Raw genomic sequence first — 16,305 nt, 5'->3', positions numbered from 1 at the left:
GACTGCTGGTCAGCAGTCACCCCGTTTCGTCTCGGTCGGCTCTGCCGTCCTCGCTAAACGAATGACATGACGACTACTACGCCCTCGACTGCGGACGCGTCGCGCCCCTCGTGTCCAGGGCGAGCTCCTCGGCATCCATCGCCGTGATCAGCTCCCGCATGAGCTCCTCGTCGAGATTCCCGGCATCCCGCTCCTCCAACAGGATCTCGCGCCGCACGTGCAACCAGCCCTTCGACAGCGCCACGAGATCCTCGTAGGTCGGGCGCGCCACCGAATCCTCGGTCTCCTGTGCCCGATCGGTGTCCTTCTCGACCCGCGTCATCCGCTTCGCGAACCGGTCGAAGACGGCGAGGTCCGCAGCACCGTACTTCTCCTCCCACACGGCGCGCTTGCGCTCGATGAACTCCTCGCCGGCCTGCCGCGTCCGCGCCCGCACGGCGGCGAGCTCGGCGGCATCCTGCTCCTCATCCACGTCGCTCGCGATTCCCAGCCCCCGGATCAGCGCCGGCAGCGTCAGCCCCTGCAGCAGCAGGGTGCCGACGGTCACCGCGAACGCGACCACGACGATCGCGTGCGACGCCTCGTCATCGAGCTCGGCGAGGTCGGCCGCGGCGAGCGCCGTCGCGAGCGTGACGACCCCGCGCATCCCGGCCCATGAGATGACGGCGTTGTCCTTCCAGCTGAGCTCCGGCTCGGTGAACCGCGCCTTCACCTCGTCGACGGTCGGACGCCGCCTCTGCCTACCAGCCGCCGCCGGCTCCGGATGCTTCGCCGCGAACCGTTCGCTCCGCTCCTGCTCGAGGCGCTCCCTGCGCTCCCAGTCCCCCGAGGCGAGAGATCTCTCCCAGCGCCGCAGCCGGATCCGCTGCATCCACATCGCCCACGCATGCGCCGGATAGATGTAGGCCGGCCGTACGACGAGCACGACCACGAGCACGACCCCCGCGAGCAGCAGGATCTCCCCCACCGACTCGCGTCCGAGATCGCTGATGACCCGCGGCAGCTGCAGCCCGATGTACGCGAACACGAAGCTCTCCAGCAGGAAGTCCGCCGACAGCCACAGCGGAGCCTCCTGCTGGCGCGTCGTGTAGTCGGTGCGCGGCGCGTTGTATCCGACATACAGGCCCATCGCGACGACCGCGAGCACTCCGGAGCCGCCCAGATGCTCGGCGATCGCATACGCCCCGAACGGCACCAGCAGCCCGAACGTGCCGATCACCACAGGGTCGTCCAACCGGATGCGCAGCTGGTGCAGCAGGATGCCGAAGACCAGCCCGACCACGACGCCGACGACCACGGCGACGACGAACTCCCAGATGCTGGCCCCCAGCTGGAACGCCCCGCCGGCGATGATCGCCGCGAACACGCGGTACAGCGTCAATGATGTGGCGTCGTTGATGAGACTCTCTCCGGAGAGCACGGTCATCACTCGACGCGGCAGACCGAGCTTGCGTCCGATCGCGGCGGCGGACACCGCATCCGGAGGCGCGACGATCGCACCGAGCAGAAGTGCGCCGGGCAGAGTCAGCGACGGGAAGATCCACCAGGCCACGAGTCCGACGACGAGCGCGGTGATGAGCACCAGCCAGATCCCGAGCCGACGGATCTGCGGCAGGCTCCGCTTGAAGCCGACGAACGAGACGTCCAGCGCCGCCGAGTACAGCAGCGGCGGCAGCACGAGATTCAACAGCACATGCCCGTCGATCTTCAACTCCGGCACGAACGGCAGGAAGGAGACCGCGAGGGCTGTCACCGTGACCAGCAGCGGGGCCGGCCACCCCCGCCAACGGGCGAACGCCGCCACGGAGATCGATCCGACGAGGACGTAGAACAGCTCGGCATCCATGCCGTCAGGCTATCGCCCGGCCCGATGATCCACCCCGGGCATCCAGACCTCCCCGCACCGGCGAGACCCCGCCGCCGTATCGAGGTGGACACGACAGGGTCTCGCCGGCGGGACGGGGTCTCGAGGATCCGAGGCGGGTCACGACGACCCGTCCCGCAGGTCAGGCGGATGCGAGCGAACGCGACGCCGCCGTGATGTCGGCCAGCGCCCGGTGCGCGAGGTGGTACCGGATATGCCAGCCGGCGCTGAAGCTCTGCTCCGGCAAGTGCTCCAACCTCGCCAGGTCGCTCGGATTCAGGCGCTCTCGCGCAGCCTCGCGGAGCAGGTCATCCTTCGTCGCGGGGTACTCCATGTTCCTGAGGAAGGCGTCGAGCGCGGGGGATACGGCCATGATGTTGTTCCTCTCTGATCAGTGAGTGGATGCCGGGGTGGCGGCCCACCCCGGCATCCGGGAATCGGGCGGCGGGTCAGGCTGTGACGGCCCGGCGCTCGTCGCGGGACTCGATCGCGATCTTGCGCGGCTTGGCGCGCTCGCTCACCGGGATGATGACGGACAGCACGCCGCTCTCGTAGGACGCACTGATCCCGTCGATGTCCACGCCGTCGCCCAGCGTGAACTGGCGCAGATAGTTGCCGGTGTTGCGCTCGCGCGCGAGCCAGCGGACGCCGTCGCGGGTGTCGCCGGTGCGCTGAGCGCGGATCGACAGCTGGCCGCCATCCACGTCCACATCGATCGTGCCCGGGTCGACGCCCGGCAGGTCCGCGCACAGGATGTAGCGGTCGCCGTCCCGGAAGAGATCGACCGGCATCACACGCGGAGACCGGGCGGAGTCGAGCACGGCCGCTGCGAACCGGTCGAGCTGGCTGAGGGGATCGATTGTCATCGCCATGAGCGTTCTCCTTTCGTCTTCGATGACCCAGGCGCTGCTCTGCAGATAATCTGCAGAATCAGATGTATATTTTTTATAGATCGATCCGAGATGATCTGCAAGTTCGAGTAAGGAAATTCTCAGCATGGCCCAGCGAGATTCGAGCACCCCGCTGTACGGCATCGCCGTCGCCGCACAGCTGTCCGGCGTGCCCGAAGCCACGCTCCGCCTGTTCGAGGCCAAGGGGCTGCTCACGCCGTCCCGCAGCGACGGCGGCACGCGCCGATACAGCGAGGACGACGTCGAACGGCTCCGGCGGGTCACGGATCTGCGCAGCGAAGGCGTCAACCTCACCGGCATCCGTCGCGTGCTCGAACTGGAGGACGAGAACGCGAGCCTGCGCGACGAGCTCGCCGGGGACGAGGGCTCCTCGGCCGGGGGTTGACCCGCCCTGCCCTCGGGCGTAAGCCGGAAGCAGGAGGGCGAGATGGACAGATTCACGGACCGGACGGATGCCGGCCGCCGACTGGCGGCGAAGCTCTCGCAGCGCACCTGGAGTGACCCCGTCGTGCTGGCGCTCCCCCGCGGCGGCGTCCCGGTGGCCGTCGAGGTCGCACGCGTGCTCGACGCAGATCTTGACGTGCTCGTCGTCCGCAAGCTCGGCGTGCCGGGACACGAGGAGGTGGCGATGGGCGCGATTGGCGAAGACGGTGCGACGGTGCTCAACGACGACATCATCGGCATGGGTTCGATCCCTGCCTCCACTGTCGCCGCCGCCCGTGAGCGCGAGGCCGCCGAAGTGGAACGCCGCGTCGCCCTGCTGCGCCCAGGCGTTCCGGCGGTCGAGCTCGCGGGTCGTACCGCCATCGTCGTCGACGACGGGATCGCAACCGGCGCGACGGCACGGGCCGGATGCGCGATCGCCCGGATCCGCGGCGCCGCTCGCGTCATCCTCGCCGTGCCGGTCGCCCCGCCGGATGCCGCAGCGCACGTCCCCGAAGCCGACGAGGTGATCTGCGTGCTGACCCCCGAGTCCCTCATGTCGGTCGGCATGCACTACATCGACTTCGCTCAGGTCTCCGACGACGAGGTCATCGAGCGGTTGCGTGCGCTCCGATCCTGAACGCAGGAATACCGGCTGCGCGCGACCGGTTGCATCCGGGGATGACTTCCGCAGCCCCCGCCCTCTCCGTCCTCGACCTCGTCCCGGTTCGCACCGGCCAGACCAGCACGGAGGCGATCGCGGCGTCCCTCGACCTCGCCGAGACCGCGGACCGACTGGGCTACCGCCGCTACTGGTTCGCCGAGCATCACAACATGCCCGCCGTGGCATCCACGACTCCCCCGGTGCTGATCGCCGCGGCCGCCACGCGCACGAAGACACTGCGCCTCGGCTCCGGTGGCGTCATGCTGCCGAACCACGCTCCGCTCATCGTGGCGGAGCAGTTCGCGGCGCTCGAGGCGATCGCGCCTGGCCGCATCGATCTCGGCCTCGGCCGCGCCCCGGGCAGCGACCCCGTGATCACCCAGCTGCTGCGGGGCTCCGGAACCACGAGCGACGTCGAGCAGTTCCCCCGGCACGTGCAGGACATCACTCTGCTCCTCGGAGCCGAAGGTGCGCAGATCCAGTTCACCTCCGGCGGCGAGTACACGGTCCGCGCGACGCCCGCCGCGACCGGCGTGCCCGAGGTCTGGCTGCTGGGCTCGAGCGATTACTCCGCCCAGCTCGCCGCGGCTCAGGGCCTCCCGTACGTGTTCGCCAACCATTTCTCGGGCCAGGGGCTGGAGCGTGCGCTCGACCTCTACCGCTCGGGATACCAGCCGAGCGAAGCCCGCCCGACGCCGCGGACCTTCCTCACGATCAATGTCGTGGCCGCGCCCACGCAGGAAGAGGCCGAGGCGCGCGCCCTCCCGCAGCTGCGCATGATGTCTCGACTCCGACTGAACAAACCGCTGACCGCGCTCGAGACCGTCGAGGAGGCGCTGGCCGCAGCATCCGATCCGGCGACCGACCAGGTCGTCGCCGCAGCCCGCGAGCGCTGGTTCGTCGGAACCGGCGAGTCCGTCGCCGCCGAACTCGCCGCCTTCGCCGCCGAGCACGGCGTCGACGAGGTCATGCTCTCGCCCGTCGCCGGAGCCTACGAATCCGAGCCGAAGGATGCCGCGGCCGGCCGCGCTCAGACGCTCGAGCTCATCGCCGCCGCGCAGTAGTTCCGCCCCGGCCGCGCACCCCTCTCGCATCGACCGTCGTCGATGCGCCCGTCGCGTCCGCTGTGGCCGCTCGCGCCCTGCTTTCTCGCGCGCCGACGGGTTTCCCCGCAACCCCCTGGCGCGGTTCCGCACCGGGGCGTACGGTCAGGAGCATCGGAAGGGAGTTCGTGATGAGCACAACCACGACACGCGCGCTGTGGGTCGCCTACGGATCGAACGGCGTGTGCGGCAGCATCCGGCATGAGGCGGACGGCTACGTCGTCGTCATGGCAGGAGCGGATGCCGAGACCGGCACCTACCCCAGCCTGGAGTCGGCGAAGGGAGCGCTGCACTCGCACATGCCTCCGGGCAGTGCGTGGCCGATGTTCCGCGAGCACTGAGGCCGGATGCGCGGGGCGTCACGCCTCGCGCGCGCGGTCGCACCTGGCCGCATCGACGCCCGTGAAGCGACCATCTGCGCCGCCTCCCGCGAGGCAGGACGCGTGGGTCAAGCCTCCGGTTCGCCGGAGAGCAGCCCGCGCAGCCAATCGCGGGCCTCGACGAAGATGTCGTCCGAGTAACGGTCGGGGTACTGCACGATCTGCCGGTCCGCCCGCGGATACGATCCGAGGAACACGACGCGCGGGCTGAACCGGCGGATGCCGAGCAGCGCATCGGCCATCCGCTCGTCCGACACATGCCCGTCGGCGTCGATGACGAACCGGTAGCGACCCAACTCGTCGCCGATCGGCCGTGACTCGATGAGCGACAGGTTGATACCGCGCGTCGAGAACTGCTCGAGCATCTCGAGCAGGGATCCTGGGTGATCGTGCGGCAGCTCGACGATGAGCGACGTCTTGTCGGCGCCGGTCGGAGACGGCGGCGTGGTCGTGCGCGTCACCAGCACGAACCGGGTGACCGCCTGCTTGTTGTCGCCGATCTCGGATGCCAGCACGTCGACGTCGTAGTGCTGGACGATGCCGGGGGCGGCGATCGCCGCCTGCGCAGGACTCGTCCCGTCGAGCACGCCGATCGCGGATGCCACGTTGCTGGCTGCAGGGACGTGCGAATGGTTCGGCAGGTTCTCGCCCAGCCAGCCATGGCACTGCGCGTACGCGACCGGATGCGCGGCGATCACCGACACGTCCTCGAGGCGGACGCCCGGCGGGGCGACGAGAACGAAGTTCACGTTCACCAGGTACTCGCCGATGATGCGCAGCCCAGGAAGCGTGGCCAGCGCATCCTGCGTCGTCGAGACGCCGCCCTCGATCGAGTTCTCGATCGCGATCATCGCGGCGTAGCTGCGGTCCTCGAGCACGTCGGCGAGCGCTTCGCCGACGTTGTGGACGGCCCGCCACTGCTGGCCTCTGGCTTCGGCGACCTGATCGAGCGCCGCTTCCGTGAAGGTGCCGGCAGGGCCGAGATAGCTGTAGGTGCGCCGTTCAGTCACGCGTTTCACCTTAGCCCTGAAGATGTCGACCCGAATGTGCACGCGCGCGCTGTTTGGGGGCAGACTGTTCACATGACGAGCCGTGCCGGCCTCCCCGCGGAGGAAAGTGACCTCATCGATGTCGACGAACTCATCGCCGCGTACTACGACCGCCACCCGGATCCGTCCGACCCGGCGCAGCGAGTCGCATTCGGCACGAGCGGTCATCGTGGCTCATCGCTGAGCGGCAGCTTCAACGAGAACCACATCCTGGCCACGACCCAGGCGATCGTCGATTACCGCACTGCGCAGGGCATCACCGGTCCTCTCTTCCTCGGGCGCGACACGCATGCCCTGTCGCTTCCCGCCGAGCGCAGCGCGATTGAGGTTCTCGTCGCGAACGGCGTCGACATCCGCGTCGACGCCCGCGACTCGTGGGTTCCGACTCCGGCCCTCAGCCACGCGATCCTCACGCACAACAAGGAGTTGGCGGCCGACGCCCCTGGTCGCGCCGACGGCATCGTCGTCACCCCGTCGCACAACCCGCCCCGCGACGGCGGCTTCAAGTACAACCCGCCGCACGGCGGCCCCGCCGACACCGATGCCACCGGATGGATCGCCGACCGCGCCAACGCCCTGCTCGAAGCCGGCCTCGAGGGCGTGAAGAGCGAGCGCTTCGCCGACATCGACTGGGATGCCCTGCCCAGCTACGACTTCCGCGACGCATACGTGCGCGACCTCGCCACGATCATCGACATCGACGCGATCAAGAACGCGGGCGTCCGCATCGGCGCGGACCCGCTCGGCGGAGCGTCGGTGGACTATTGGGCGCACATCAAGCAGGTCTACGAACTCGACCTCACGGTCGTGAACCCCGAGGTCGATCCGACCTGGCGCTTCATGACGCTGGACTGGGACGAGAAGATCCGGATGGATCCGTCCTCCCCCTCGGCGATGGCCTCGCTGGTCGCCCGCCGCGCCGACTTCGACGTGCTCACCGGCAACGACGCGGATGCCGACCGCCACGGCATCGTGACTCCGGATGCCGGACTCATGAATCCGAACCACTACCTCGCCGTCGCGATCGACTACCTGTTCTCGCACCGCTCCGAGTGGCCACGGGATGCCGCGATCGGCAAGACCCTGGTGTCGTCGATGATCATCGACCGCGTCGCCGAGTCCCTCGGCCGCCGCCTGCTGGAGGTTCCGGTCGGGTTCAAGTGGTTCGTCCCCGGATTACTCGACGGCTCCGTCGCATTCGGCGGCGAGGAGTCGGCCGGTGCGTCGTTCCTGCGCAAGGACGGTTCGGTCTGGTCGACGGACAAGGACGGCATTCTGCTCTGCCTGCTCGCGGCGGAGATCATCGCTGTGACGGGCAAGACGCCGTCCGAGCGCTACCGCGAGTTGGAGGAGGCGTTCGGCGCCTCGGCCTACCAGCGCGTGGACGCCCCAGCGACCCCGGCGCAGAAGGCCGCGCTGGGCAAGCTGGCTCCGGATGCCGTGGCCGCCGGGTCCCTCGCCGGAGAGCCGATCACCGCGAAGCTGTCGCACGCGCCGGGCAACGGCGCCGCGATCGGCGGGCTGAAGGTGCAGACCGAGCACGCGTGGTTCGCCGCGCGCCCCTCCGGCACCGAGGACGTCTACAAGCTGTACGCCGAGAGCCTGCTCGGGGCGGACCATCTCGCCCAGGTGCAGGAGGAGGCGCGCGCCGTCGTCAGCGCAGCCCTCGGCGGCTGACGCGCCGGTCGCGCTCCGCCCGGCCCCGCGGCGGTGCTCCGCGGCGCCCCGCGAGACGTACGTTGTGCGGCGACACTTGCGCAGGCAAGCCAAGCGTCACCCTGCAACGCAAGTCTCACGGACCTGGCAACGCCCCCAGCCGCGAGACGTACGTTGTGCGGCGACACTTGCGCAGGCAAGCCAAGCGTCACCCTGCAACGCAAGTCACGCGGACCGCGCAACACCCCCAGCCGCGAGACGTACGTTGTGCGGCGACACTTGCGCAGGCAGGCCAAGCGTCACCCTGCACCGCAAGTCTCGCGAGCAGTCGCGGCGGGTCAGAGCGCGCGTGCCAGGGCGGCGCCCGCCGCGCGCAGCCATTGGGCGGCATCGCCCTGAGCGGACTCGCCGGAGCCCGCCAGGTCCGTCAACGATGCGGATGCCGCGAACGCCGCCGTATCGGCATCCGACGTGATGCGGCCGGCGACGAGCAGCGCTGGCACCCCGGCATCCGCTGCGAGGTCCGCGACGAACGAGGGGACCTTGCCGTCTCCGGACTGACCGTCGAACGACCCCTCGCCCGTGATGACGACGTCGGCGTCGGCGATCGCGCCGGCGAGGTCGATCAGCTCCGCAACGGCATCCGCGCCTGGGGTCAGCGCTGCGCCCCACGCGACCAGCGCCGCACCGGCGCCGCCCGCAGCACCCGTGCCCGGATGCTCCGGGTCCAGGTGCATCAGCTGCGCGAGACGCGCCAGCGCGGCATCCACCGTCCGGATGTCGCCGGGATCCGTCAGGCCCTTCTGCGGCCCGAAAACGGCGGCGGCGCCGCGCGGTCCGGTGAGCGGGTTCGTGACATCGGTCAGCACGCGCACGTCGGAGGCGGGCCACAGACCGACCCGGTCGACGGAGACCACATCGCAGAGCCCTGCGGCGCCCGGGGCGACCTGCTGCCCATCGCCGTCGAGGAAGCGGGCACCGAGCGCGGTGAGCAGTCCGATACCGCCGTCCGTCGACGCGCTGGAGCCGATTCCGAGCACGAGGCGCGAGACCCCGGCATCCAGCGCAGCGGCGATCGCCTGGCCGAACCCGGTGGTGTCGGCATCCCACGGGCGCAGTTCGTCCAGCAGTTCGATGCCCGAGGTGGAGGCGAGGTCGACGACCGCCGTGCCGCTGGGCGCGTCCGGCGTCGGCGGCAGCCACAGCCAGCTGCTCTCGATCGCCTCGCCGGTCGGGCCATCGACGATCACCGAGTGCCGCTGGGCGCCGTCGACCGCGGCCTCGAACGCCGCGACAGTACCCTCGCCGCCGTCCGCCATCGGACGCAGCAGGAACTCGGCTCCGTGCTCGACGGACGCCCACCCCTGGGCGAGGGACGCCGCGGCATCCGCAGCGGAGATCGAACCCTTGAAGCTGTCCGGTGCGATGACGATGCGGCGGGGCCTGCGGGGTGCCTGGTCCGCTCGGGTCGCACTTTCTGCTGCTCTCGCAGCCGCGGTCGGCGTTCCGGTCGCACTTGGCGCCGCATCCGCAATGGCAGACGGCGTTCCGGTCGCACTTGGCGCCGCATCCGCAGCCGCGAAGCGGCCTGAACTGCGACCGGAATCAACGAGCGGCTCGCCGAAGCAGCGTGAACTGCGACCGGAAGCCTCTTCGGACCCGGGCAGCCCGACTGCGGGGCTCGACGTTTCGGGATCGGTCACGCTTCGGGCGGCATCCGGAGCAGGCAACCCTGCCGAAGCGTGACCGGACGCATGAATGATCGCGCTCACGACGGCATCCGGCCAGGGCACCCCACCCGGACTGCGACCGAAGCCGGCGTCGGTCGCACTCGAGGAGGCATCCCGAGCATGCGGTCCTGCCCCAGCGCGAGCCGACTCGCGAACGGTCGCACTCGGAGCGGCGTCCGCGCCGGATACGCCACCGGGAGCGTGACCGAACGCGGCAGCGGCACCGCTCACGGGGTGCTCTCCCGCACGACGACCTCGAGGTCGAGCGGCGTCTGCGTCCAGTCCTCATCGACCGTCGCACGGAACGCCTGATAGCCGATCTCCGTCAGCGGAACCCGCACGGTCGTCAGCGGCGGCGTCACGTCGAGGCTCACCGGCACGTCGTCGAACCCGCACACGGCGATGTCCGTCCCGATCTCGCGCCCTGCATCCCGGATCGCCGCCATCGCACCGATCGCGACGACGTCGCTCATGCCGAACACCAGCGTCCCCGGTTCGATCCCGTCCCCCAGAGCTGCGGCCATCGCCGTCGCACCCGATTCGCGCGCGAAGCCGGCACGGTACACCCGGTCGGCGGTCCCGCCGCCGGCGGCGAATCCGGCCTGGAACCCCGAGATGCGGTCGTCGGAGGTGCGGATGCCCTCGGCGGCGGCCAGAACGACGGCGGAGCGGTAGCCGCGCGCGGCCATCGTCTCGCCCAGCATCCGGGCGCCGGCGACGTTGTCGATCTCGATGATGCGCTCGTCCGCGACGCTGCCGCCGAACGAGACCACCCGGCCGCCGAGGCGCGAGAACGCCTCGACCTCGTCGTGCATCGCGGTGTCCTCGGCACCACGGGACGCCGCGAGGATCAGGCCCTGCGGCCGCTGGCCCCGCAGCGCCCGCACGAGCCGCAGCTCGCGCTCGGCATCGCGCTCGGTCACCGCGATCGTGACGATGAGGCCCTGCTCGTCCGCACCGCGCGCGACACCGGATGCGATGAGCCCGAAGTAAGGGTCCGCGATGTCGGCGACGAGCAGCGCGATCACGGACGAAGTCCCCCGGACCGTCGCCTGCGCGAGGATGTTCGTCGTATAGCCGAGCTTCGCGGCCGCCTGCTGCACCCGTTCCCGGTTCTCGCCCTTGACATTGCGGACCGAGCCGTTCAGTGCACGGGACGCCGTGGCCAGCGAGACTCCGGCCTCGCGCGCGACATCGTGCAGCGTGGGAGTGGCGCCGCGGCCAGGGCGGCCGTCCTGAGCTGGGGTCATGATTCCGAGCCTACTGTCCGCTCAGACGAGGTCACGGTAGGCCCTCAACGCCGCGGCCTCGCGTGCGAGCACCGCAGGATCGTCGTCGGGGACGAACTCCAGAAGCGCATCCCGCGGCGGCCGGGGCGAAGCGGATGCCGCGGCGAACAGCTCCCGCCACAGCAGGTCCCGGTCGGCCAGCGGCCGGCGTTCGGTGCGCGGCCACCAGGAGAACACGTGCACGGCGCTGACGCGGTCGGCGATCGCCCGGTACTCGTCGATCGCCACGGCGTCCGGGGCTCCGACGGTCGGCTGCCAGTAGGTGCGCAGGGCCTGGTGATCGACCTCGTCCAGGACCCGCAGCGTCGTCGCCGGCGCGTTGGCGAGCGTGCCGCCGTGGTATTCCAGTGCCAGCTCGATGCCCCGATCGGATGCCGCAGCCGCAGCGGCCCGCAGCCGATCGACCGTCGCCGCGTGCTCGGCCTCGGTCGCGTCGGCGGCGTCCACCGACCCCGCCCACACGCGGATCCGCTGGGCACCGAGCTCGGAAGCGCTGTCCAGCACCGGGGCGATGTCCTCCCCCTCGCCGGTACGGAAGTACGATCCGTACGAGGCGACGGCGAGTCCGGCATCCGCGGTCAGAGCGGCGACGTGACGGGCCGTCACGGCGTCGCCTGGCGGCACGTGCACGTCGCCGCCCCACTCGATCGATTCGAGGCTGCTCTGCGCGGCGAGCGACACGATCTGTGCGGCGCTCAACGCGCGGAACGTGACCGAGCACAGTCCGATGCGGATGGTCATGACTCTCCTTGGGTTTCGAATCGCTCGAATGACCCGAGAAAGCTGAGGTGAAGGGGCATTCGAGCGATTCGAACAGGTTAGAGGTGAGGGGCCACCGTGGCATCGAAGGCCGCGGCCGTTCGGCGCACCACCTCGAGCGGATCGGTCGCCCAGACGTCCTCATTGAAGATCTCGACCTCGATGTCGCCGGTGTATCCGGCTTCCACGACCGCGCGTGTGAGGCTGCCGAAATCGATCACGCCCTCGCCCATGTAGTGCCGGCTCAACAGCACATCGGCGGCGAGCGGGGTCTTCCAGTCGCACACCTGGTATGTCGCGATGCGGCCCTCACGACCCGCGCGGGCGATCTGGTCGAGCACCTGCGGGTCCCAGAAGATGTGGAACGTGTCCACGGTCGCCCCGACGACGGCCGCATCGAAGTCCGCCGCGATGTCGAGCGCCTGCCCGAGCGTGGAGACCACGCACCGGTCGGTCGCATACATCGGATGCAGCGGCTCGATCGCGAGGGTCACACCGGCGGCCGCGGCATCCGGGACGAGCTCGCCGATCGCGTCGCGCACCCGCTCGCGGGCACCGACGATGTCGCGCGATCCCTCGGGCAGGCCGCCGGCGACGAGCACGAGGATCGAGGTCGACCCCTCGGCCCCGGCGGCGGCGAGCGTCGCCGTCTCCTCGATCGCGCGGCGGTTGTCGTCGAGCGCCTGTACGCGTGCAGGGCCGTCGGGCAGCGTGAAGAACCCGCCGCGGCAGTGGGTCGTGAAACGCAGCCCCGAGTCGGTGAGCATCTCAGCGGCGGTCGCGAGACCGACCTCGTTCACCGGTTCGCGCCAGAGTCCGATCGCCTCGACGCCGCCCTCGACCGTCGCGCTGAGCGCATCGGCGAGGTTCGCGTACTTGATCGTGGCCTGGTTGATCGACAGCTTCGGATGGCTCACAGCTCGACTCCGTTCAGGCGCAGCATCCCGTGCCAGCGCTCGCGCGCGAGCTCTGGCTGCTCCAGGGCGAGCGAGGTGTTCGCCAGCTCGACGATCCGCGACAGGTGCGGAAGGCTCCGCGCCGAGTGCAGGCCTGCGACCATCTGGAAAGCCGGCTGGTGGCCGTTCAGCCACGCGAGGAACGCGACACCCGTCTTGTAATAGAACGTCGGTGCGGCGAAGACCTGACGGCTGAGCTCCTCGGTGGGCCCGAGGATGCGCTCGTACGCCGCGGCGTCTCCGGCATCCAGTGCCTGGATCGCAGCCGAGGCCACAGGCGTGATCGCGGCGAAGGCACCGAGCAGGGCATCGGAGTACGGCCGCGCGCCGACGCCCGAGTCACCGATCAGCCCGACGTAGTTGAAGTCGTCGCCGGTGAACATCCGGACGCCCTCGGGGAGCCGCTCCCGCACCGAGATCTCGCTCTCGGCGTTCAGCAGGCTCATCTTGACACCCGCGACCTTGCCCGGGTTCTCGGCGATGATGTCCAGCAGCACCGACGACGCGGTCTGCCAGTCGTCCGCACCGAAGTAGCCGGCCAGCTCGGGGTCGAACGCCGTGCCCAGCCAGTGCAGCACCACGGGATCCGTCGCCGACTGCAGCACGGATCGATAGACCCGGCGGTAGTCGTCCGCCGACGTCGCGACCCGCGCGAGATGACGCGACGCCATCAGCACCGGGCCCGCGCCCTGCTCCTCGGTGAAGTGCAGCTGCTCCTTGTAGGCGTCGATCACCTGGTCGAGCGAGATGTGCGACTCGAGGATGTGATCGGTGTTGACGCCGACCACGACCGAGCCGCCCTCCTCACGGGCGACCTGGGCGCTGCGGGAGATGAGCTCGCGGGTGGCCGCGGCATCCAGTCCCATGTTGCGCTGGGCCGTGTCCATGGCGTCGGCGACGCCGAGGCCCCACGAGTACACGTTGCGCCGGAACGCGAGCGTCGAGTCCCAGTCGATGTCGGCCGGCTGGCCGGGGGTGTTCTCGCCCCAGACCACCGGGACGACGTGCGCGGCCGCATAGGCGACGCGCGACTGCAGCGGCAAGACCGGTCGCGTGTAGGCGCCGGAGTCGTTCAGCGCGGCATCCGAGAACTCCCCGGATGCCGAAAGAAGGCGGAGCGTCGACATCAGAGGGACAGGGGCTCGATGGCGATCTTGCGACCCTCGGCGCTGGACGCGAGGCCCGCCTCGGCGAACTGCACGCCGCGGGCGCCGGCGAGGAGGTCGTACTCGTACTCGGTGCCGAGCACGTAGGACTCCAGGTACTCCTCCCACTGCTGGCGGAACCCGTTGAGGAACACGTCGTTCGTCGGCACGTTCTGCCAGTCGGCGTCGTAGTCGTGGGTGTCCTCGAGGTCGGGGTTCCAGACCGGCTTCGGCGTCGCGTTGCGCGGCTGGATCTTCGCGCCGAACAGGCCGACGACGGCCGAGCCGTGCGTGCCGTCGACCTGGAACTCGACGAGTTCGTCGCGGTTCACGCGGACCGTCCACGAGGAGTTGATCTCGGCGATGATGCCGCCTTCGAGCTCGAAGATGCCGTATGCGGCGTCCTCGGCGGTGGCGGTGTAGTGCTCGCCCTTCTCGTCCCAGCGGTCGGCGATGTGCACGGCGGCCTGCGCGTACACGCTCTTGACGTCGCCGAACAGGTTCTCGAGCACGTAGTTCCAGTGCGGGAACATGTCGGTGATGATGCCGCCGCCGTCCTCGGTGCGATAGTTCCAGCTCGGGCGCTGCGCCGGCTGCCAGTCGCCTTCGAAGACCCAGTAGCCGAACTCGCCGCGGACCGACAGGATGCGGCCGAAGAAGCCGGAGTCGATCAGGCGCTTGAGCTTCTGCAGACCCGGGAGGTACAGCTTGTCGTGCACGACACCGGTCTTCACGCCGGCATCCTTCGCGAGGCGGGCGAGCTCGAGCGCCTCCTCCAGGGACTCCGCGGTGGGCTTCTCGGTGTAGATGGCCTTGCCGGCGGCGATCGCCTTGCGGATCGCCGTCGCACGCGCCTTCGTCACGAGGAAGTCGGCGTAGATCTCCCACTTCGGATCCGCCAGAGCGGCGTCCAGATCGGTCGTGTAGTCCTCGATGCCGTGCAGAGCCGCGAGCTCGGCGAGCTTCTGCTCGCTGCGCCCGACGAGGATCGGCTTCACGGTGACGCGCGTGCCGTCGGAGAGCTCGATGCCGCCCTGATCGCGGATCGCGAGGATCGAGCGCACCAGGTGCTGCCGGTAGCCCATGCGTCCGGAGACGCCGTTCATGATGATCCCGATCTCGCGGGTCGTCGACTGTGACATTGCTTTCCGTTCGTGAGGTCGGCATCCGGTTCGGGATGCTGGGGTAAACGCTTTCCGTTAGTGTGCCACGGCATCCGACGCAATGCAAGCAGCACGCAGCCCCGCCGTTCGCATGCGCGAATCCGGCGGGGCTGCGCGGCAAGGTGCTCCGCGCGTCGACCTCGACTCAGTGGTGGTGCCCCGTGTCGGGGATCACGACGGTTCCCCCGGCCGGAGCGAGGTAACCCGCTTCGACGGCCGACAGCGCCGGCGTCACGATCGCCGCTGCGAGCACGGCGCCGACGATGATCTCGGCGAGACGCCCGCGCTCGGCGTTTCCGCCCCGACCGGAGCGCGATCGCACAGCGCGCAGCTCCAGCGCGCACGCGACGCCGACCACGAGGAGCATCGCGACCGCCGGGGCGATCGCGAGGATCCCCATCCGCGCCGGATCGAGGACGAAAGCCGCCACCGCGATCGCGGCGCTCGCCATGGCCCCGGCGATGCCGCTGCGCGGTGCGAGCGTCCGCCGGAGGATCAGCGATGCGGCTCCCCATCCGATGGCCGCCGCTCCGGCCGCGACGAGAGCAGCCCCCATCGAACGGATCGCAGGTCCCCCCTCGGCCGCTGTCAGCGCGCCCGCACCGAGTGCGAGCAGGATCAGGCCACCGCTCCATGCCGCGATCGACGGCCATGCGGCCGCCGATCGCGACGACGGCGCCGGGAGCGCTGCCGAGGCCGGCGAGGAAGTGATCATCGCGCTGTCCACGTCGCGCCGCTCGTCAGGCCGTGCGACCGAGCGTCACCCGGTCGACGGCGCGATCCGCGGCGATCCCGATGCCCAGCAGCACGATCGCGCTCGCGAGGTGCAGGAAGTGGTCGAACGTATTCAGCGCGAGGATGTTCAGCGCCGTGCCGACGAGGAAGAACCCCACGATGCCGAGCAGAAGATAGGCGGCGCCGACGACGATGTTCACGGTCTTGGCCGCACGAGCCGACACGAGACCGGCGATCAGCAGCGCCGCCCCGATGAGCAGGTGCGCAACGTTGTGCAGCGGGTTCACCATGAAGATGCCCAGGAGCATCCCGCCCTCGGTGGCGAGGAAGCCCACGCCTCCCGTGACGGCGAAGCCGAGCAGCCCGACGAGGATGTACACCGCGCCGAACACCGTGGCGACGAGGCGGTTCGGTGAAGAGCTCATGATTGACCTCCTTGTTCCTGTGCGGCCCGGTGCCGCATCTACAGGAGTCTTCG

Annotated in this window: 17 protein-coding genes; 5 read left to right on the top strand and 12 right to left on the bottom strand. The window is 70.0% G+C overall.

Translation table 11 applies throughout. The features are described 5' to 3' along the window. Window positions 1-76: 76 nt before the first annotated feature. The 3 genes from M2317_RS05600 to M2317_RS05590 all read right to left on the bottom strand — a co-directional run bounded on the left by M2317_RS05600 (window position 77) and on the right by M2317_RS05590 (window position 2,736). Window positions 77-1,846, bottom strand: a complete 1,770-nt coding sequence (locus M2317_RS05600) for a cation:proton antiporter (RefSeq protein ID WP_429458140.1) — start codon at window positions 1,844-1,846, stop codon at window positions 77-79. 160 nt (window positions 1,847-2,006) lie between these two features. Beyond that, window positions 2,007-2,237, bottom strand: a complete 231-nt coding sequence (locus tag M2317_RS05595) for a DUF2795 domain-containing protein (RefSeq protein ID WP_429458139.1) — start codon at window positions 2,235-2,237, stop codon at window positions 2,007-2,009. A gap of 76 nt (window positions 2,238-2,313) precedes the next feature. Beyond that, entirely contained in the window at window positions 2,314-2,736 is a 423-nt protein-coding gene (locus tag M2317_RS05590; RefSeq protein ID WP_429458137.1) for an Hsp20/alpha crystallin family protein, read from the bottom strand. A gap of 124 nt (window positions 2,737-2,860) precedes the next feature. Here M2317_RS05590 and M2317_RS05585 point away from each other — a divergent pair, with 124 nt between their 5' ends. The 4 genes from M2317_RS05585 to M2317_RS05570 all read left to right on the top strand — a co-directional run bounded on the left by M2317_RS05585 (window position 2,861) and on the right by M2317_RS05570 (window position 5,306). Further along, window positions 2,861-3,160 (top strand): MerR family transcriptional regulator, encoded by a 300-nt coding sequence (locus M2317_RS05585; RefSeq protein WP_429458135.1) that lies wholly within the window; start codon window positions 2,861-2,863, stop codon window positions 3,158-3,160. Window positions 3,161-3,202: 42 nt separating this feature from the next. Next, the gene (locus tag M2317_RS05580) at window positions 3,203-3,838 is read left to right on the top strand and encodes a phosphoribosyltransferase (RefSeq protein WP_429458133.1); all 636 of its coding nucleotides are present in this window, start codon (window positions 3,203-3,205) and stop codon (window positions 3,836-3,838) included. Between the two features lie 41 nt (window positions 3,839-3,879). Next, window positions 3,880-4,926: an LLM class flavin-dependent oxidoreductase gene (locus M2317_RS05575; protein ID WP_429458131.1), complete on the top strand. Its 1,047-nt coding sequence runs from the start codon at window positions 3,880-3,882 to the stop codon at window positions 4,924-4,926. Between the two features lie 170 nt (window positions 4,927-5,096). Further along, window positions 5,097-5,306 carry a methyltransferase gene (locus tag M2317_RS05570; RefSeq protein ID WP_429458129.1) on the top strand — a complete coding sequence of 70 codons (210 nt, stop codon included), beginning with the start codon at window positions 5,097-5,099 and terminating at the stop codon, window positions 5,304-5,306. A gap of 107 nt (window positions 5,307-5,413) precedes the next feature. Here the strand turns inward: M2317_RS05570 and pheA are convergent, their stop codons facing one another. Further along, window positions 5,414-6,364 carry a prephenate dehydratase gene (pheA, locus tag M2317_RS05565; RefSeq protein WP_429458127.1) on the bottom strand — a complete coding sequence of 317 codons (951 nt, stop codon included), beginning with the start codon at window positions 6,362-6,364 and terminating at the stop codon, window positions 5,414-5,416. A 63-nt stretch (window positions 6,365-6,427) separates the two neighbouring features. Here pheA and pgm point away from each other — a divergent pair, with 63 nt between their 5' ends. Continuing rightward, window positions 6,428-8,071: a phosphoglucomutase (alpha-D-glucose-1,6-bisphosphate-dependent) gene (pgm, locus tag M2317_RS05560; protein WP_429458125.1), complete on the top strand. Its 1,644-nt coding sequence runs from the start codon at window positions 6,428-6,430 to the stop codon at window positions 8,069-8,071. 317 nt (window positions 8,072-8,388) lie between these two features. Here pgm and M2317_RS05555 read toward each other — a convergent pair whose 3' ends face one another. The 8 genes from M2317_RS05555 to M2317_RS05520 form a co-directional block, all read right to left on the bottom strand. Continuing rightward, window positions 8,389-9,483 carry a glycerate kinase gene (locus tag M2317_RS05555; protein WP_429458717.1) on the bottom strand — a complete coding sequence of 365 codons (1,095 nt, stop codon included), beginning with the start codon at window positions 9,481-9,483 and terminating at the stop codon, window positions 8,389-8,391. A gap of 524 nt (window positions 9,484-10,007) precedes the next feature. Then, a complete protein-coding gene (locus M2317_RS05550; RefSeq protein ID WP_429458123.1) occupies window positions 10,008-11,030 on the bottom strand; it encodes a LacI family DNA-binding transcriptional regulator in 1,023 nt (340 codons plus the stop codon). Between the two features lie 21 nt (window positions 11,031-11,051). Further along, window positions 11,052-11,810: a sugar phosphate isomerase/epimerase family protein gene (locus M2317_RS05545; protein WP_429458122.1), complete on the bottom strand. Its 759-nt coding sequence runs from the start codon at window positions 11,808-11,810 to the stop codon at window positions 11,052-11,054. 77 nt (window positions 11,811-11,887) lie between these two features. Then, window positions 11,888-12,745 carry a sugar phosphate isomerase/epimerase family protein gene (locus tag M2317_RS05540; protein ID WP_429458120.1) on the bottom strand — a complete coding sequence of 286 codons (858 nt, stop codon included), beginning with the start codon at window positions 12,743-12,745 and terminating at the stop codon, window positions 11,888-11,890. Beyond that, window positions 12,742-13,911 (bottom strand): dihydrodipicolinate synthase family protein, encoded by a 1,170-nt coding sequence (locus tag M2317_RS05535; protein ID WP_429458118.1) that lies wholly within the window; start codon window positions 13,909-13,911, stop codon window positions 12,742-12,744. Before M2317_RS05535 ends, M2317_RS05540 begins: the two co-directional genes overlap by 4 nt. Continuing rightward, window positions 13,911-15,071, bottom strand: coding sequence for a Gfo/Idh/MocA family protein (locus M2317_RS05530; protein ID WP_429458116.1), 1,161 nt, complete (start codon window positions 15,069-15,071; stop codon window positions 13,911-13,913). Before M2317_RS05530 ends, M2317_RS05535 begins: the two co-directional genes overlap by 1 nt. Window positions 15,072-15,237: 166 nt before the next feature. Beyond that, a complete protein-coding gene (locus M2317_RS05525; protein ID WP_429458115.1) occupies window positions 15,238-15,807 on the bottom strand; it encodes a hypothetical protein in 570 nt (189 codons plus the stop codon). A 25-nt stretch (window positions 15,808-15,832) separates the two neighbouring features. Further along, window positions 15,833-16,252 carry a DUF4383 domain-containing protein gene (locus M2317_RS05520; protein WP_429458114.1) on the bottom strand — a complete coding sequence of 140 codons (420 nt, stop codon included), beginning with the start codon at window positions 16,250-16,252 and terminating at the stop codon, window positions 15,833-15,835. Window positions 16,253-16,305 lie beyond the last annotated feature (53 nt).

Source organism: Microbacterium sp. ZKA21 (genome assembly GCF_050434165.1).
GTDB lineage: Bacteria > Actinomycetota > Actinomycetes > Actinomycetales > Microbacteriaceae > Microbacterium.
This window is presented reverse-complemented; position numbering and strand designations above follow the sequence as displayed.